Origin of the sequence: Variovorax sp. VaC1 (assembly GCF_043658315.1) — a bacterium.
In the GTDB taxonomy this organism is placed as follows: Bacteria; Pseudomonadota; Gammaproteobacteria; order Burkholderiales; family Burkholderiaceae_C; genus Variovorax.
In genome coordinates, this window is the sequence record NZ_JBIGLT010000003.1 from 768294 (window position 1) to 783709 (window position 15416).

Genomic DNA, 15416 nt, shown 5'->3' on the forward strand with positions numbered 1-15416 from the left:
GGATCGCTTGAATCGCCTCGAATCGCGCCTGGGCCGCGCATGACTTCAAAACAACAACGGAGACAACCAATGACGACTTTCAGACACCCCAACCGCTGGCGGCTTGCCGCTTCGCTCGTGGCCGTTGCGGCCGGCCTTGCCGCATGCGGCGGCGGCTCGCACAGCGGGTTCTCGTTCTTCCCGTCGGCCGGCTCGCCGCCGCCGGCCACCACGCCCGAGGCCCAGCCCGAGAAGGGCCCGGTGCGCAAGTGGGGCTACATCACGCTGCCCGATGGCAACAAGATGCGCTACTCGCTGCTGCTGCCCAGTGCCACCGGCAGCTTTCCGCTGCTGGTGGAGTACGACGGCTACAGCTCGGGCTCGGCCCCGAACGTCGGCCAGCCCTGGTTGGCCGAAGGCTATGCGGTCATGGGCCTGAACGTGCCGGGCACCGGCTGCTCGACCGGTGAAGACCAGGTCTTCGACGCCAGCACCGGCGCGGCCGGCGCCTTCGCGCTCGAATGGGCCGGCAAGCAGCCATGGTCGAACGGCAAGATCGGCATGATCGGCTACTCGTATTCGGGCTACAACCAGCTGTGGGTGGCGGCGCACCGGCCCAAGGGCCTGCTGGCCATCACGCCCAGCAAGAACGTGACCGACCCGTACCGCGACGTGGGCTACCCCGGCGGCATCAAGAACATCGGGTTTCCGGCGCAGTGGTGGGGCGGGTTCCCGGCCACCTGGAACAAGGCCGCCGATATCGCGGCCAAGCTCGACGGCGACACCGAGTGCGCCAAGACCGTGGCCGACAACATCGCGAAGATCAAGCGGCCCGATCTGGACCTGACGAAGTGGTTGGAGAACCCCTACGCCGACGGCCTGTACGTCAAGCGCAGCGCGTTCTACGAGACCGCCAAGATCGACATCCCAGCGCTGGGCACCCAGTCGTGGCAGGACGAGCAGATCGGCCCGCGCTCGGGCTACTACGAAGACACGATGGCGCCCGAGAAGATGTGGCTCATCAGCGCCAACGGCGACCACCACACCAACGTCACCTCCGACTACATCGACAGCGCACTCAAGCGCTTCCTGGCCCATTTCGTGAAGGGCGAAGACAACGGCTTCGAAAAAGAGCCGCATGTGCGCCTGCTGCAGGAGATGCAGAAGATCGACCAGAAGGCCATCACCGGTGCGCCGAAGCTCAAGCCCACGGGCGTGGCCGAGTTCGACCGTCTGCCGGTCAAGGTCACGCCGATGCGCCTGTGGATGCAGCCGGGCGGCATGCTTGCCGATGCCAAGCCGACGCAGGTTTCCGATTCTTCGACCTACCGCTACCCGGTGAAGAGCCCGGTGGTGAACAACCCCGCCGCCGAAGGCTGGCAGGCCGTGGCCGACAGCGAAAAGGACGGCCAGCTCACCTTCACCACGGCCGCTCTGCCGGAAGACCTGAGCTTCTACGGCGAAGGCTCGGCCGACCTGTGGATCAACGCCACCGCCGCCGACACCGACCTGCAGCTCACCGTGTCCGAGGTGCGGCCCGACGGGCAGGAGATGTTCGTGCAGCGCGGCTGGCTGCGTGCCTCCAAGCGTGCGCTGGACGGTGCCCGTTCGTCGGTGCTGCGGCCCTTCGGCGACTTCACCAAGGCGACCGAAGCGCCGTTGGATGCAGCCCAGCCCAATCCGGTGCGCGTGGAGATCCAGAAGTTCGCCCACGTGTTCCGCGCCGGCTCCAGCATCCGCGTGACCGTCGATACCCCTTCGCAGACTGGGTTCTGGATCTTCGGCAACAACACCACGGCCTCGACCAACAAGGTGTGGCACGACGCCACGCACCCTTCGAGCATCGTGCTGGGCCACATCCCGTATGCCCATGCGAAGGAGCTGCCGAGCTGCGACAAGACGATCCGCCAGCCGTGCCGCAAGGTCGTGGGCGCGGTGCCCGCGGGTGTCGGGCCGCGGGCGCCCACTTGAGCCGCTTCGTTCAATCATGCAGTGCGGGTTTGTGTCATTGTGCAAGTGGCCGAAGCTTGCGTGAATCTCTTGTTCGCAAGCTTTCAGAAGTCATTTCACAAAGGAGTCCGTAGATGCTGGGTTTGATGCAAGACCAACCGCTTTTGATCTCGTCGCTGATCGAGTTCGTCGAGCGCCACAACGGCGACGGCGAGATCGTCTCGCGCCGGGTCGAAGGCGATATTCACCGCACGACGTGGGGCGGTATCGCATCGCGTGCCCGGCAGGTGGCCAACGCGCTGGACGGCGAGCAATTGCTGTTCAGCGACCGCGTGGCCACGCTGGCCTGGAACGGCTATCGCCACCTGGAGCTGTACTACGGCGTGAGCGGCAGCGGCCGCGTGCTGCACACCATCAACCCGCGCCTGCATCCCGACCAGATCGCCTGGATCGCCAACCACGCCGAAGACCAGATCCTGTGCTTCGACCTGAGCTTCCTGCCGCTGGTGCAGGCGGTGCATGCGCGCTGCCCGACGATCCGCAAGTGGGTGGCGCTGTGCGACGCCGACAGGCTGCCGGCCGACAGCGGCGTGCCCAACCTCGTGAGCTACGAAAGCTGGCTCGGCCAGCAGTCTTCGGACTACGACTGGCCGACCTTCGACGAGAACTCGGCGTCGAGCATGTGCTACACGAGCGGCACCACGGGCAACCCGAAGGCCGCGCTCTACAGCCACCGCTCGACGATGCTGCACGCCTACGCCGCGGCGCTGCCCGACGTCATGCGCATCTCGGCGCAAGACTCGGTGCTGCCGGTGGTGCCGATGTTCCACGTCAACGCCTGGGGCATTCCGTACTCGGCCGCGCTGGTGGGCTGCAAGCTGGTGTTTCCGGGCCCGTCGCTCGACGGCAAGTCGGTGTACGAGCTGATCGAGTCCGAGGGCGTGACCTTCGCGGCCGGTGTGCCTACCGTCTGGCAGATGATGCTGGGCCACATGCAGACCAACGGCCTGAAGTTCAGCAAGCTGAACCGCACCGTCATCGGTGGCTCGGCCTGCCCGCCGGCCATGATTACGGCGTTCCAGGAGAACTACAACGTCGAGGTGCTGCACGCCTGGGGCATGACCGAGATGAGCCCGCTGGGCACGCTCTGCACGCTCAAGAACAAGCACCTGTCGCTGCCGGCCGATGCGCAACTGCAGATCCGCATGAAGCAGGGCCGGGCGATCTTCGGCGTCGACATGAAGATCGTCGACGGCGACGGCAACGAGCTGCCCTGGGACGGCAAGGCCTACGGCGACCTGCTGGTCAAGGGCCCGTGGGTCGTGAAGGAATACTTCAAGGGCGAGGGCGGCAACCCGCTCATCGCCGACGCGCAGGGCCGCGGCTGGTTCCCGACCGGCGACGTTGCCACCATCGACGCCGACGGCTACCTGCAGATCACCGACCGCAGCAAGGACGTGATCAAGTCCGGCGGTGAGTGGATCAGCTCCATCGACATCGAGAACATCGCGGTCGCGCACCCGGCGGTGGCCATGGCCGCCTGCATCGGCGTGTTCCACCCGAAGTGGGACGAGCGCCCGATCATCGCGGTCGTGAAGAAGCCCGGCGCCGAGGTCACGCGCGAGGAGCTGCTGAAGTTCTACGAAGGCAAGACCGCCAAGTGGCAGATCCCCGACGACGTGGTGTTCGTCGATGCCATTCCACTGGGCGCCACCGGCAAGATCCTGAAGACCCGTCTTCGCGAACTGCTCAAGGACTACAAGCTGCCCACGCTCTGAAGACACAAGCCAAGCCCACACGCACTGTCGCGCACGTGATAGCAAGGCCGCCTCGGCGGCCCTTCTTCCGGGCATTCCCTGTGCGGCGAAAAAAAGGGCGCTTGTACGCTGGCATCCCGCCTTTCACTCAGGAGACTCTTCATGCAATTTGCTATCAAGTCAGTAGCTGCCTGTGCAATGTTGGTGAGCGTGACGGCCGCATTCGCCCAAAAGGGCGAGACGGTCAAGATCGCCTGGCTCGACCCGCTGTCGGGCCTGATGGCCGCGGTGGGCACCAACCAGCTGAAGACCACGCAATACCTTGCTGAAGAGTTCAACAAGAAGAACCTGTCGGGCGTGAAGTTCGAGATCCTCGCGCTCGACAACAAGCTCAGCCCGCAGGAAACCACCGCCGCGCTGCGCTCCGCGCAGGACCAGGGCGCGCGCTACATCATGCAGGGCAACGGCTCCGGCCCCGCGCTCGCGATCATCGACGCCGTCGAGAAGAACAACGCGCGCAATCCGGGCAAGGAGCTGCTGTACATGAACTACGCGGCGGTCGACCCCGACCTGACCAACAGCAAGTGCAGCTACTGGCACTTCCGGGTCGACGCCGACACCTCCATGAAGATGGAGGCACTGACCACCTGGATGAAGGACCAGCCCGACATCAAGAAGGTCTACATCCTCGGCCAGAACTACGCGCATGGCGTGCAGGTGTCGAAGTTCGCCAAGGAAGACCTGAAGGTCAAGCGCCCCGACATCCAGATCGTGGGCGACGACCTGCACCCGCTGGCGCAGGTGCGCGACTTCTCGCCCTACATCGCCAAGATCAAGGCCTCGGGCGCAGACACCGTCATCACCGGCAACTGGGGCTCCGACCTGTCGCTGCTCATCAAGGCGGCCAACGACTCGGGCCTGAACGTCAAGTTCCTGACGTATTACGCGCCGGGCGCCGGCACGCCCACGGCCATGGGGGCCACGTCCGACGGCAAGGTCTACACCGTGGCCTATGCCCACTACAACATGGGCGGCGACATCCAGAAGATCATGGCGGGCTACAAGAAGAAGATGAACGACGACCTGACGCAGGCCTCGATCTATCACGTGTTCGCGCTGCTCGACGCCGCCTTCGCGCAGACCAAGTCGACTGATCCGGTCAAGGTCGCCGCCGCGCTCGAGGGCATGAAGATCAAGAGCTTCAACGGCGAGGTCGAGGTGCGCAAGGCCGACCACCAATTGCAGCAGGGGCTGTACATCTCGCGTTGGGAAAAGGCCAGTGCCAAGTACCCCTACGACGCTGAAAACACCGGTTACACGAACGTCCCCGTGAAGTATTACGAGTCGTATGTGGCGAGCACGCCCACGACCTGCCAGATGAAGCGCCCCTAGGCGTCTTTGTGAACGCATTTCCTACCCGTTGGTAGAAGTCATCTACCCACGGGTAGCAATTTGGAGAAATGCGGTGTCGCCTGCGCGATAGAAACGGGCCTTCGAGGCGCCTCCCTTACGGGCATTCCCTGAGGGGAGGGGCTGCGAACGCTTGTACTCTCGTGAGGCCTTTTGAATCGGTTTGACCAGGAGATATAGATTGAAGTTCGCTCTGAAGATCGTTACCGCAGCCGTTCTCGCGGCAAGTGCCACCGGCGCGCTTGCCCAGAAGGGTGAAACCGTCAAGATCGCGTGGATCGACCCGCTGTCGGGCCTGATGGCTGCGGTGGGAACGAACCAACTCAAGACCTTCCAGTTCTTTGCCGAAGAATTCAACAAGAAGAACGCGGCCGGCGTGAAGTTCGAGATCATCGCGATCGACAACAAGCTCAGCCCGCAGGAAACCACCAGCGCACTGCGCTCGGCCATGGACCAGGGCGCACGCTACATCGTTCAGGGCAACGGCTCCGGCCCCGCGCTCGCGATCATCGATGCGCTCGAGAAGAACAACGCGCGCAATCCGGGCAAGGAAGCGCTGTACCTGAACTACGCCGCGGTCGACCCCGAGCTGACCAACGCCAAGTGCAGCTACTGGCAATACCGCTTCGACGCCGACACGTCGATGAAGATGGAAGCGCTGACCACCTACATGAAGGACCAGCCGGACATCAAGAAGGTCTACATCATTGGCCAGAACTACGCCCACGGCCAGCAGGTTTCCAAGTACGCCAAGGAAGACCTGAAGCACAAGCGCCCCGACGTCCAGATCGTCGGCGACGACCTGCATCCGCTCGCACAGGTGCGCGACTTCTCGCCCTACATCGCCAAGATCAAGGCTTCGGGCGCCGACACCGTCATCACCGGCAACTGGGGCTCCGACCTCGCGCTGCTCATCAAGGCCGCGAACGACTCGGGCCTGAACGTCAAGTTCTATACCTACTACGCCGTGACCAGCGGCACGCCGACCGCCATGGGCGCCGCGTCCGATGGCAAGGTGTTCCAGGTCGGCTATGCCCACTACAACATGGGCGGCGAGATGCAGAAGTACGCCGAGGACTTCAAGAAGAAGTTCAACGACGACATCTACACGACCGATGCCTACACCGTGTTCCAGGCCCTGACCGAAGCCTTCGTCAAGACCAAGTCGACCGACGTGGTCAAGGTGACGGCGGCGCTCGAAGGCATGAAGTTCAAGAGCTTCAACGGCGACGTCGAACTGCGCAAGACCGACCACCAGCTGCAGCAGGGCCTGTACATCGCCCGTTGGGAGAAGGCCAGCGCCAAGTACCCGTACAGCCCGGAGAACACCGGCTACACGCTGGCACCGGTGAAGTACTACGACGCCTACGTGGCCAGCACGCCCACCACGTGCCAGATGAAGCGGCCCTGAGTCAGGCAGCACGCTAACGCGGTCGAGGCCCGACTTCAACACTCGGGCCTTTTTCTTTTTCAACCGACACGAAAGACCGATGAACGTCGAATTCTTCGTCATCTCGCTGCTCAACGGCGTCAGCTACGGCTTGCTGTTGTTCATGCTGAGTTCTGGCCTCACGCTGATCTTCAGCATGATGGGCGTGCTCAACTTCGCGCACGCCAGCTTCTACATGCTGGGCGCCTATTTCGCCTACACGCTGTCGGGCATCCTGGGCTTCTGGCCCGCGCTGTTCATTGCGCCGCTGCTGGTGTTCGTGCTGGGGGCGGCCTTCGAGCGCTACTGCCTGCGCCGCGTCCACAAGTTCGGCCACGTGCCCGAGCTGCTGGTGACCTTCGGTCTTTCGTACCTGATCCTTGAAATCGTGCAGCTGGTCTGGGGCCGTTCCACGGTGCCGTACGGCCTGCCGGCGGCACTGCAGGGCCCGCTCTTCTCGCTGTACGGCACGCAGTTCCCCAAGTCGCGCTCGTTCATCATGCTGGTGGCGGTGCTGATGCTGATCTCGGTGTGGCTGCTGCTCACGCGCACGCGCATCGGGCTGGTCATCCAGGCGGCGCTCAAGCACCCCGACATGGTCGAGGCGCTGGGCCACAACGTGCCGCGCGTGTTCATGCTGGTGTTCGGCGGCGGCGCCGCGCTCGCCGGCCTGGCGGGCGTGGTCGGCGGCAACACCTACGTCACCGAGCCGGCCATGGCGGGTTCGGTCGGCTCCATCATCTTCGTGGTGGTGGTGGTCGGCGGCATGGGCTCGCTGGCTGGTGCCTTCCTGTCGTCGCTGATCATCGGCGTGGTGCAGACCTTCGCCGTGGCCATGGACCAGTCGCTCGCGACCGGGCTGCAGGCCCTGGGTGTGGCCGTGACCGACCAGACCTTCGGCTACGAGCTGCTCAAGCTCACGATCTCGCAGGTGGCGCCCATTCTTCCGTACCTGTTCCTGGTGCTGATCCTCATCTTCAGGCCCAAGGGTCTTCTCGGAACCCGGGAGGACTGACGCCATGACCGCTGCAACCACAACGACACCGACGTCGGCACCCAATCCGACGCCCACGCGGTACTACCGCTTCAAGCCGCTGAACATCGGCCGCATCCTGATCTGGTCGCTGTTCGCCGTGCTGCTGATCGTCGCGCCGATGATCTTCACCAGCAGCCTGGCGCTGACCATGCTCTCGCAGATCGGCTACCTCATCATCATCTGCCTGAGCTACAACATCCTGCTGGGGCAGGGCGGCATGCTCAGCTTCGGGCATGCGGTGTACGTGGGCCTGGGCTCGTTCATCGCCATTCATGCGATGAACCTGGCCGGCGCCGGCAAGCTGCCGATTCCGCTGGTGCTCATTCCGCTCGTGGGCGGCCTGGGCGGCATGTTCTTCGCCATGGTGTTCGGCTACGTGTCGACCAAGAAGTCGGGCACCACCTTCGCGATGATCACGCTCGGCCTCGGCGAGCTGGTGGCCGCGATGGCGCTGATGTTCCCCAGCTTCTTCGGCGGCGAAGGCGGCATCACCACCAACCGCGTGTACGGCGCGTCGTTCTTCGGCATCAACTTCGGGCCGCAGAACCAGGTGTATTACCTGATCGCCGTGTACTGCTTCATCTGCACCGGGTTGATGTTCGCCTTTACCGGCACGCCGCTCGGACGCATGCTGAACGCGGTGCGCGACAACCCCGAGCGCGTCGAGTTCATCGGCTACAACACGCAGCGCGTGCGCTACTTCGCCTTCATCATCGCGGGCTTCTTCGCGGGCATCGGCGGCGGGCTGGCGGCCATCAACTTCGAGATCGTGAACGCGGCCGACAGCCTGAACGGGCTGCGCTCGGGCAGCTACCTGCTGTTCACCTTCCTGGGTGGCGCCACCTTCTTCTTCGGGCCGATCATCGGGGCGGCATTGCTGGTGTTCGCGCTGGTGCTGTTGTCCGAACTCAGCAAGGCCTGGCTGCTGTACGTGGGCCTGGTGTTCCTGCTGATGGTGATGTTCGCGCCGGGCGGCGTGGCCAGCCTCATCATGATGAACGTGCGCGTGGCGCTGTTCGGCAAGATCAAGCGCTTCTACCTGCTCTACGTGGGCCTGTTCATCGGCGCGGCCATCATGCTGGCGGGCGCCGCGGCCATCGTCGAGATGATCTATCACATGCAGCTGAACGCGGCGCTCGGCTCGACCGTGCCGTTCGCGGGCCTCACGCTGGACACCGCGTCGGCCACGAGCTGGGTCGTTGCCGCCGCGTTGCTTGTGGTGGGCCTGGGCATCTTCGAGGTCGTACGCCGTCGCTTTGCGCGGGTGTGGGGTCAGGCACAAGAAGAAATTGAAGCCGAGATCAAGCGGCGGGAGACGGCATGAGCTATTCACTCGAACTCAAGGGCCTGAAAAAGAGCTTCGGCAAGACCGACATCATCCGTGGCGTCGACCTGGCGGTGACGGCGGGCGAGCGCGTGGCCATCATCGGGCCGAACGGCGCGGGCAAGTCCACGCTGTTCAACCTGATCAGCGGGCGCCTTGCGCCCACCAGCGGCGAGGTGCTGCTGAACGGCCAGCGCATCGACGGCATGAAGCCGTACGAGATCAACCGGCTGGGCCTGTCGCGCAGCTTCCAGATCACCAACATCTTTCCGAAGCTCACCGTCTTCGAGAACCTGCGCTGCGGCGTGCTGTGGAGCCTGGGCTACAAGTACACCTTCCTGCGCTTTCTCTCGAACCTGGACGACGCCAATGCGCGCACCGAAGAGCTGGTTCGCCAGATCGGGCTGGAGCGCAAGCGCGACGTGCACGCGGTCAACCTCACGTACGCCGAACAGCGCGCGCTCGAGATCGGCGTGACCATCGCGGGCGGCGCCAGCGTCATCTTGCTGGACGAGCCCACGGCCGGCATGAGCAAGACCGAGACCTCGCATTTCATCTCGCTCATCAAGCACGTCACGGTCGGCAAGACGCTGCTGACGGTCGAGCACGACATGGGCGTGGTCTTTGGCCTGGCCGACAAGATCGCGGTGGTGGTGTATGGCGAAGTGATTGCCTTCGACACGCCCGCGGCCGTGCGTGCCAATGCGCGCGTGCAGGAGGCCTATCTGGGCTCCTCGGTTGCCGACGCACAAGGGGCAGGACACTGACATGCTGAAGCTTCAAGACATCCACGCCTACTACGGCAAGAGCCATGTGCTGCATGGCGTTTCCTTCGACGTGAACCCGGGCGAGATCGTCGCGCTGCTGGGCCGCAACGGCTCGGGCCGCTCGACCACCGCCAAGGCCATCATGGGCCTGGTGCATGCCGAGGGCGGACTGCACTGGAAGGGCCAGGACATCCTGCGCCGCAAGGCCTACGAGATCGCGCATTTCGGCATCGGCTACGTGCCCGAGAACCGCGACATCTTCCCCAAGCTCACGGTGCACCAGAACCTGCTGCTGGGGCAGAAGGGCTCGGGCAAGGGCAGCCGCTGGTCGTTCAACGACATGTACGGCATGTTCCCGCGCCTGAAGGAGCGCCAGCACACCGAGGCGGGCGTGCTCTCGGGCGGCGAGCAGCAGATGCTCACGCTGTGCCGCACGCTGATGGGCGACCCCGATCTCATCATCATCGACGAGCCGACCGAGGGCCTCGCGCCCAAGATCGTCGAGCTGGTGGGGCAGTACCTGCGCACGCTGAAGGACAAGGGCATCTCGGTGCTGCTGATCGAGCAGAAGCTCACCATCGCGATGCAGATCTCCGACCGCGCGCTCGTCATGGGCCACGGCAGCATCGTGTTCGACGGCACGCCCGACAGCCTGCGTGCCGACGCCACCACTCGCAAGGAGTGGCTGGAGGTTTAGCAAACCCCCAGGCTTCGCGCACTTCGTGTCGCTACGCCAACCCCCTTGCAGGGGGCAACACCAGCGGCCCGGCAAAGCCGGTTCCGCGGTGTTCCCCGAAAGTCCCGCCCTCCGCACGAAGGGCTTGTCTCGACAGCGACTGCGTGCCATTGTTGCGTCGCCACAAACGCCTAGAATCCCCCGAAAAAGAACACTCGTGCTTTTTCTTCTTTTTCTTCACACACCAAGGAACGCAGCATGACGGCTGAATACAAAGTGCTCGGCGATGTCGCCGTGATCACACTGACCAACCCTCCGGTCAACGGTCTCGGTTTCTCGACCCGCATCGGCATCACCGATGGGCTGGCCAAGGCCAATGCCGACGACGCCGTCAAGGCCATCGTCCTCACGGGCGCCGGCAAGGCGTTCTCGGGCGGCGCGGACATCAAGGAATTCGGCACGCCCAAGGCGCTGCAAGAGCCCAACCTGCTGAGCGTGATCCTGGCGCTCGAAGCTTCGCCCAAGCCCATCGTCGCTGCCATCCACTCGGTGTGCATGGGCGGCGGCCTCGAACTGGCCCTGGGCTGCCACTACCGCGTGGCCGCACCCGGCACCGCCGTGGCACTGCCCGAAGTCAAGCTGGGCCTGCTGCCCGGCGCCGGCGGCACGCAGCGCCTGCCGCGCGTGCTCGGCGTGGAAACCGCACTGAACATGATCGTGAGCGGCGAAGCCGTGCGCTCCGAAGTGCTGGCCAGCCTGCCCGGCCAGAAGCTGTTCGACAAGCTGGCCGCATCGGCTGAATCGGTGTTCGAGGAAGCCGTGGCCTTCGCCAAGGGCGTGGCCGGCAAGACCGGCGAGGCGCTGCCGCTGGTGCGCAACCTGCCGTGCAAGCACCCGCAAGGCGATGCCTACTTCCAGTTCACCAAGAACATGGTCGGCGCCATGTCGAAGAACTACCCGGCACCGCTGAAGTGCATCGAGGCCGTGCAAGCCGCCACCAAGATGAAGTTCGAAGACGGCATGGCCGAAGAACGGCGCCTCTTCACTGCGCTGATGTTCACGCCCGAATCGCTGTCGCTGCGCCACCTGTTCATGGCCGAGCGCGCCGCGAGCAAGATCCCCGACGTGCCCGAAGACACGCCCAAGCGCGAGATCAAGGCCGTGGGCGTGATCGGCGCCGGCACCATGGGCGGCGGCATCTCGATGAACTTCCTGAACGCGGGCATCCCCGTCAAGATCCTCGAGATGAAGCAGGAAGCGCTCGACCGCGGCGTGGCCACCATCAAGAAGAACTACGAAGCCCAGGTCAAGAAGGGCAAGCTCAAGCAGGACAAGTACGAGCAGCGCATGGCGCTCCTGAGCACCACGCTGAGCTACGACGACCTGAAGGACGCCGACCTCATCATCGAAGCCGTGTTCGAAGAAATCGGCGTCAAGGAAAAGGTCTTCAAGGAACTCGACCGCGTCGCCAAGAAGGGCGCGATCCTGGCTTCGAACACCTCGACGCTCGACGTCGACAAGATCGCCGCCTTCACCGAGCGTCCGCAGGACGTGGTCGGCATGCACTTCTTCAGCCCGGCCAACGTGATGAAGCTGCTTGAAGTGGTGCGCGGCAAGGCCACCGCCAAGGACGTGCTCGCCACGGTCATGGCCATCGGCAAGAAGATCAAGAAGACCTCGGTGGTCTCGGGCGTGTGCGACGGCTTCATCGGCAACCGCATGATCGAGCAGTACTCGCGCCAGGCCGGCTTCCTGCTGGACGAAGGCGCGCTGCCGCAGCAGGTCGACAAGGCCATCGAGAAGTTCGGCTTTGCCATGGGCCCGTTCCGCATGGGCGACCTGGCCGGCAACGACATCGGTTGGGCCATTCGCAAGCGCCGCGCCACCGAGCGCGCCGACATGAAGTACAGCCGCACGGCCGACAAGCTCTGCGAACTGGGCCGCTTCGGCCAGAAGACCGGGGCAGGGTGGTACGACTACCAGGCCGGCAAGCGCGATGCGATTCCGTCGGAACTCGTCAACAAGATGATCGAAGACCACCGCAAGGAGCTGGGCATCACGCCGCGCAAGATTTCCGACGAGGAAATCGTGCAACGCCTGGTGTACGCATTGGTCAACGAAGGCGCGCACATCCTCGAAGACGGCATTGCCTCGAAGTCGGGCGACATCGACATGGTGTACCTCACCGGCTACGGCTTCCCGATCTGGCGCGGCGGTCCGATGCACTACGCATCGCAAGTCGGCCTGTACAACGTGGCCGAGTCGATGAAGCGCTTTGCCAAGAACCCGCGCGACGACGCCGAGTTCTGGCAGCCCGCACCGCTGATCCAGAAGCTGGTCGCCGAAGGCAAGCAGTTCGCCTGATACCGACGCAAAGACAGGACACCGACCGCCAATGTTGAAACGCATTTTTCTCGGGCTGCTGCTGGCAATCGTCTTGCTGGTGGCCGTCGTGGCGGTCAAGACCTGGACCACGCCATCGCAGCAACTGGCGGTGGCGCCCGCACCCAAGCTGGACTTCGACCTGCAGGCAGCCGCCAAGCGGCTGTCCACGGCGATCACGTTCCGCACGGTGTCGGGCATGGACGACCCGGCCGCCAACGCGGCCGAGTTCGACAAGCTGCATGCCTACCTCGAACAGCAGTTCCCCAAGGTCCACGCCACCCTGAAGCGGGAAGTGGTGGGCAACAAGGCGCTGCTCTATACATGGACTGGCACCGATCCGAACGCCAAGCCGATCGCGCTGATGGCGCACCAGGACATGGTGCCCATCGCTCCCGGCACCGAGAAAGCGTGGACGGTCGACCCCTTCAGCGGCGAGATCAAGGACGGCTTCATCTGGGGCCGCGGCACGCTCGACAACAAGAGCAATCTCTTCGCGCAGATGGAAGCCATCGAGCTTCTGATCGGCAGCGGCTTCAAGCCCAGGCAGACCGTCTACCTCGTGATGGGCGACGACGAAGAAGTGAGCGGCCTGCGCGGTGCGCTGCCGATTGCCGAACTGCTCAAGTCGCGCAACGTGCGCCTGGACTGGGTGCTCGACGAAGGCCTGCTGGTGCTCGACGGCGTGCTGCCCGGCCTCTCGAAGCCCGCGGCGCTCATCGGCCTGGCTGAGAAGGGCTACGGCACTTTCTTCCTGTCGCTCGACACCGCCCCCGGCCATTCGTCGATGCCGCCGCAGCACAGCGCCATCGGCAGCATGAGCGCGGCGCTGGCACGGCTTGAAGCCAACCCCATGCCCGGTGGCATCAGTGGCGTGGCCGGCCAGATGTTCGGCGCGCTGGCGCCCGAGATGAGCGGCATCAACCGCGTGATGCTGTCCAACCTGTGGCTCACCGAGCCACTGGTGCGCGGCCAACTTGAAAAGAGCCCGAGCAGCAACGCCATGCTGCGCACGACCACCGCACTGACCATCGTGCGCGCCGGTAATAAAGACAACGTGCTGCCCGGCCGTGCCGAGGCTGCCGTCAACTTCCGCATCCTGCCGGGCGACACCATCGCGAGCGTCGAGGCGCACCTGCGCAAGGCGCTGGCCAACGACGACATCAAGATCAAGCAGTACCCCGGCAACGCAGAGCCGTCGCCCGTGTCGTCGACCGACAGCACCGGCTACCGCGCGATCCAGCAGGCGGTGCGCCAGACTTTCCCCGACGCCATCGTGGCCCCCGGCCTCATGACCGCCGCCACCGACTCGCGCCATTTCAGCCTCGTGAGCGATGCCGTCTTCCGCTTCTCGCCGTTTCGCGCGAAGGGCGAAGACCTCGCGCGCTTCCACGGCAACAACGAACGCCTGGCCGTCTCCAACTACGGCGAGATGATCGGCTTCTATCACCAGCTCCTGAGCAACACCAACGCTGCTCCGGCGCCATGACGACAACCTTCTTTCCCTTCCATCTTCAAAGGACCTCACCATGACCAGCGCCGTCATTGTTTCCACCGCCCGCACGCCGCTCGCGAAGAGCTGGAAGGGTGCCTTCAACATGACGCACGGCGCCACGCTCGGCGGCCACGCCGTTCAGCACGCCATCTCGCGCGCCGGCATCGAAGCCGCCGAAGTCGATGACGTCATCATGGGTTGCGCCACGCCCGAAGGCGCCACCGGCTCCAACATCGCGCGCCAGATCGCGCTGCGCGCCGGCTGCCCGGTCACCACCTCGGGCATGACCATCAACCGCTTCTGCTCGTCGGGCCTGCAGACCATCGCCACCGCTGCGCAACGCATCATCGCGGGCGAAGGCGAGGTGTACGTGGCCGGCGGCGTCGAGAGCATCTCGTGCGTGCAGAACGAAGCCAACAAGCACATGCTGGCCGACCCCTGGCTCGTGAAGCACAAGCCCGAGATCTACTGGAACATGCTGCAGACGGCCGAGCAGGTCGCCAAGCGCTACAACATCGGTCGCGACGCCATGGACGAATACGGCGCAGCCAGCCAGCAGAAGGCCACCGCCGCGCTGGAAGCCGGCCGCTTCAAGGACGAGATCGCCCCCATCACCGTGCTGGCCGGCGTGGCCGACCCGGTGCTGGGCCTGCGCACCAAGGAAGTCACCATCGAGAACGATGAAGGCATCCGCGCCGGCACCACCAAGGAAGGCATCAGCGGCATCCGCTCGGCACTGCCCGGCGGCCTGATCTCGGCCGGCAATGCCAGCCAGTTCTCGGACGGCGGCGGCGCCTGCGTGCTGGTCGAAGAAAAGTACGCCGAGAAGAAGGGCCTGAAGCCGCTCGGCCGTTTCCTCGGTTTTGCCGTGGCCGGTTGCGAGCCCGACGAAATGGGCATCGGCCCGGTCTTCGCGATTCCCAAGGTGCTCAAGCGCCTGGGCCTCACGGTCAACGACATCGACCTGTGGGAGCTGAACGAAGCCTTCGCCGTGCAGGTGATCTACTGCCGCGACAAGCTCGGCATTCCGGCCGACCGCCTGAACGTGGACGGCGGCGCCATCGCCGTGGGCCACCCCTACGGCGTGAGCGGCCAGCGCCTGACGGGCCACGCGCTCATCGAAGGCAAGCGCCGTGGCGCCAAGAAGGTGCTGGTCACGATGTGCATCGGCGGCGGCATGGGCGCCGCGGGCGTCTTCGAGGTCTTGTAAT

The 15416-nt window shown here is 64.7% G+C and carries 11 protein-coding genes; all 11 read left to right on the top strand.

Features of this window, described 5'->3' with window-relative positions; translation table 11 throughout:
- The first annotated feature begins 69 nt into the window (after nucleotides 1–69).
- The 11 genes from ACGLHS_RS15830 (at nucleotide 70) to ACGLHS_RS15880 (ending at nucleotide 15415) form a co-directional block, all read left to right on the top strand.
- The gene (locus ACGLHS_RS15830; protein ID WP_394481036.1) at nucleotides 70–1950 is read left to right on the top strand and encodes a CocE/NonD family hydrolase; all 1881 of its coding nucleotides are present in this window, start codon (nucleotides 70–72) and stop codon (nucleotides 1948–1950) included.
- 113 nt (nucleotides 1951–2063) lie between these two features.
- Entirely contained in the window at nucleotides 2064–3707 is a 1644-nt protein-coding gene (locus ACGLHS_RS15835; RefSeq protein WP_394481038.1) for a 3-(methylthio)propionyl-CoA ligase, read from the top strand.
- A 141-nt stretch (nucleotides 3708–3848) separates the two neighbouring features.
- Nucleotides 3849–5078 carry a branched-chain amino acid ABC transporter substrate-binding protein gene (locus ACGLHS_RS15840; RefSeq protein WP_093240326.1) on the top strand — a complete coding sequence of 410 codons (1230 nt, stop codon included), beginning with the start codon at nucleotides 3849–3851 and terminating at the stop codon, nucleotides 5076–5078.
- 199 nt (nucleotides 5079–5277) lie between these two features.
- Nucleotides 5278–6507: a branched-chain amino acid ABC transporter substrate-binding protein gene (locus ACGLHS_RS15845; protein WP_394481041.1), complete on the top strand. Its 1230-nt coding sequence runs from the start codon at nucleotides 5278–5280 to the stop codon at nucleotides 6505–6507.
- Between the two features lie 79 nt (nucleotides 6508–6586).
- Nucleotides 6587–7540 (top strand): branched-chain amino acid ABC transporter permease, encoded by a 954-nt coding sequence (locus ACGLHS_RS15850; protein ID WP_394481043.1) that lies wholly within the window; start codon nucleotides 6587–6589, stop codon nucleotides 7538–7540.
- A 4-nt stretch (nucleotides 7541–7544) separates the two neighbouring features.
- Nucleotides 7545–8885 carry a branched-chain amino acid ABC transporter permease gene (locus tag ACGLHS_RS15855; RefSeq protein WP_093240321.1) on the top strand — a complete coding sequence of 447 codons (1341 nt, stop codon included), beginning with the start codon at nucleotides 7545–7547 and terminating at the stop codon, nucleotides 8883–8885.
- Nucleotides 8882–9652, top strand: a complete 771-nt coding sequence (locus ACGLHS_RS15860) for an ABC transporter ATP-binding protein (RefSeq protein ID WP_093240318.1) — start codon at nucleotides 8882–8884, stop codon at nucleotides 9650–9652. The genes ACGLHS_RS15855 and ACGLHS_RS15860 overlap by 4 nt, the downstream gene beginning before the upstream one ends.
- A gap of 1 nt (nucleotide 9653) precedes the next feature.
- Entirely contained in the window at nucleotides 9654–10349 is a 696-nt protein-coding gene (locus tag ACGLHS_RS15865; RefSeq protein WP_394481046.1) for an ABC transporter ATP-binding protein, read from the top strand.
- Between the two features lie 237 nt (nucleotides 10350–10586).
- Nucleotides 10587–12692, top strand: a complete 2106-nt coding sequence (locus ACGLHS_RS15870) for a 3-hydroxyacyl-CoA dehydrogenase NAD-binding domain-containing protein (RefSeq protein ID WP_394481048.1) — start codon at nucleotides 10587–10589, stop codon at nucleotides 12690–12692.
- Nucleotides 12693–12723: 31 nt separating this feature from the next.
- The gene (locus tag ACGLHS_RS15875) at nucleotides 12724–14199 is read left to right on the top strand and encodes a M20 family peptidase (RefSeq protein WP_394481050.1); all 1476 of its coding nucleotides are present in this window, start codon (nucleotides 12724–12726) and stop codon (nucleotides 14197–14199) included.
- 40 nt (nucleotides 14200–14239) lie between these two features.
- Nucleotides 14240–15415, top strand: coding sequence for an acetyl-CoA C-acyltransferase (locus ACGLHS_RS15880; protein WP_093240308.1), 1176 nt, complete (start codon nucleotides 14240–14242; stop codon nucleotides 15413–15415).
- The last annotated feature ends 1 nt before the right edge of the window (nucleotide 15416 follow it).

Coding starts and splice junctions, on each gene's coding strand:
- ACGLHS_RS15830 (WP_394481036.1), top strand. CDS start 70: ATGACGACTTTCAGACACCCCAACCGCTGGCGGCTTGCCGCTTCGCTC.
- ACGLHS_RS15835 (WP_394481038.1), top strand. CDS start 2,064: ATGCTGGGTTTGATGCAAGACCAACCGCTTTTGATCTCGTCGCTGATC.
- ACGLHS_RS15840 (WP_093240326.1), top strand. CDS start 3,849: ATGCAATTTGCTATCAAGTCAGTAGCTGCCTGTGCAATGTTGGTGAGC.
- ACGLHS_RS15850 (WP_394481043.1), top strand. CDS start 6,587: ATGAACGTCGAATTCTTCGTCATCTCGCTGCTCAACGGCGTCAGCTAC.
- ACGLHS_RS15855 (WP_093240321.1), top strand. CDS start 7,545: ATGACCGCTGCAACCACAACGACACCGACGTCGGCACCCAATCCGACG.
- ACGLHS_RS15860 (WP_093240318.1), top strand. CDS start 8,882: ATGAGCTATTCACTCGAACTCAAGGGCCTGAAAAAGAGCTTCGGCAAG.
- ACGLHS_RS15865 (WP_394481046.1), top strand. CDS start 9,654: ATGCTGAAGCTTCAAGACATCCACGCCTACTACGGCAAGAGCCATGTG.
- ACGLHS_RS15870 (WP_394481048.1), top strand. CDS start 10,587: ATGACGGCTGAATACAAAGTGCTCGGCGATGTCGCCGTGATCACACTG.
- ACGLHS_RS15875 (WP_394481050.1), top strand. CDS start 12,724: ATGTTGAAACGCATTTTTCTCGGGCTGCTGCTGGCAATCGTCTTGCTG.
- ACGLHS_RS15880 (WP_093240308.1), top strand. CDS start 14,240: ATGACCAGCGCCGTCATTGTTTCCACCGCCCGCACGCCGCTCGCGAAG.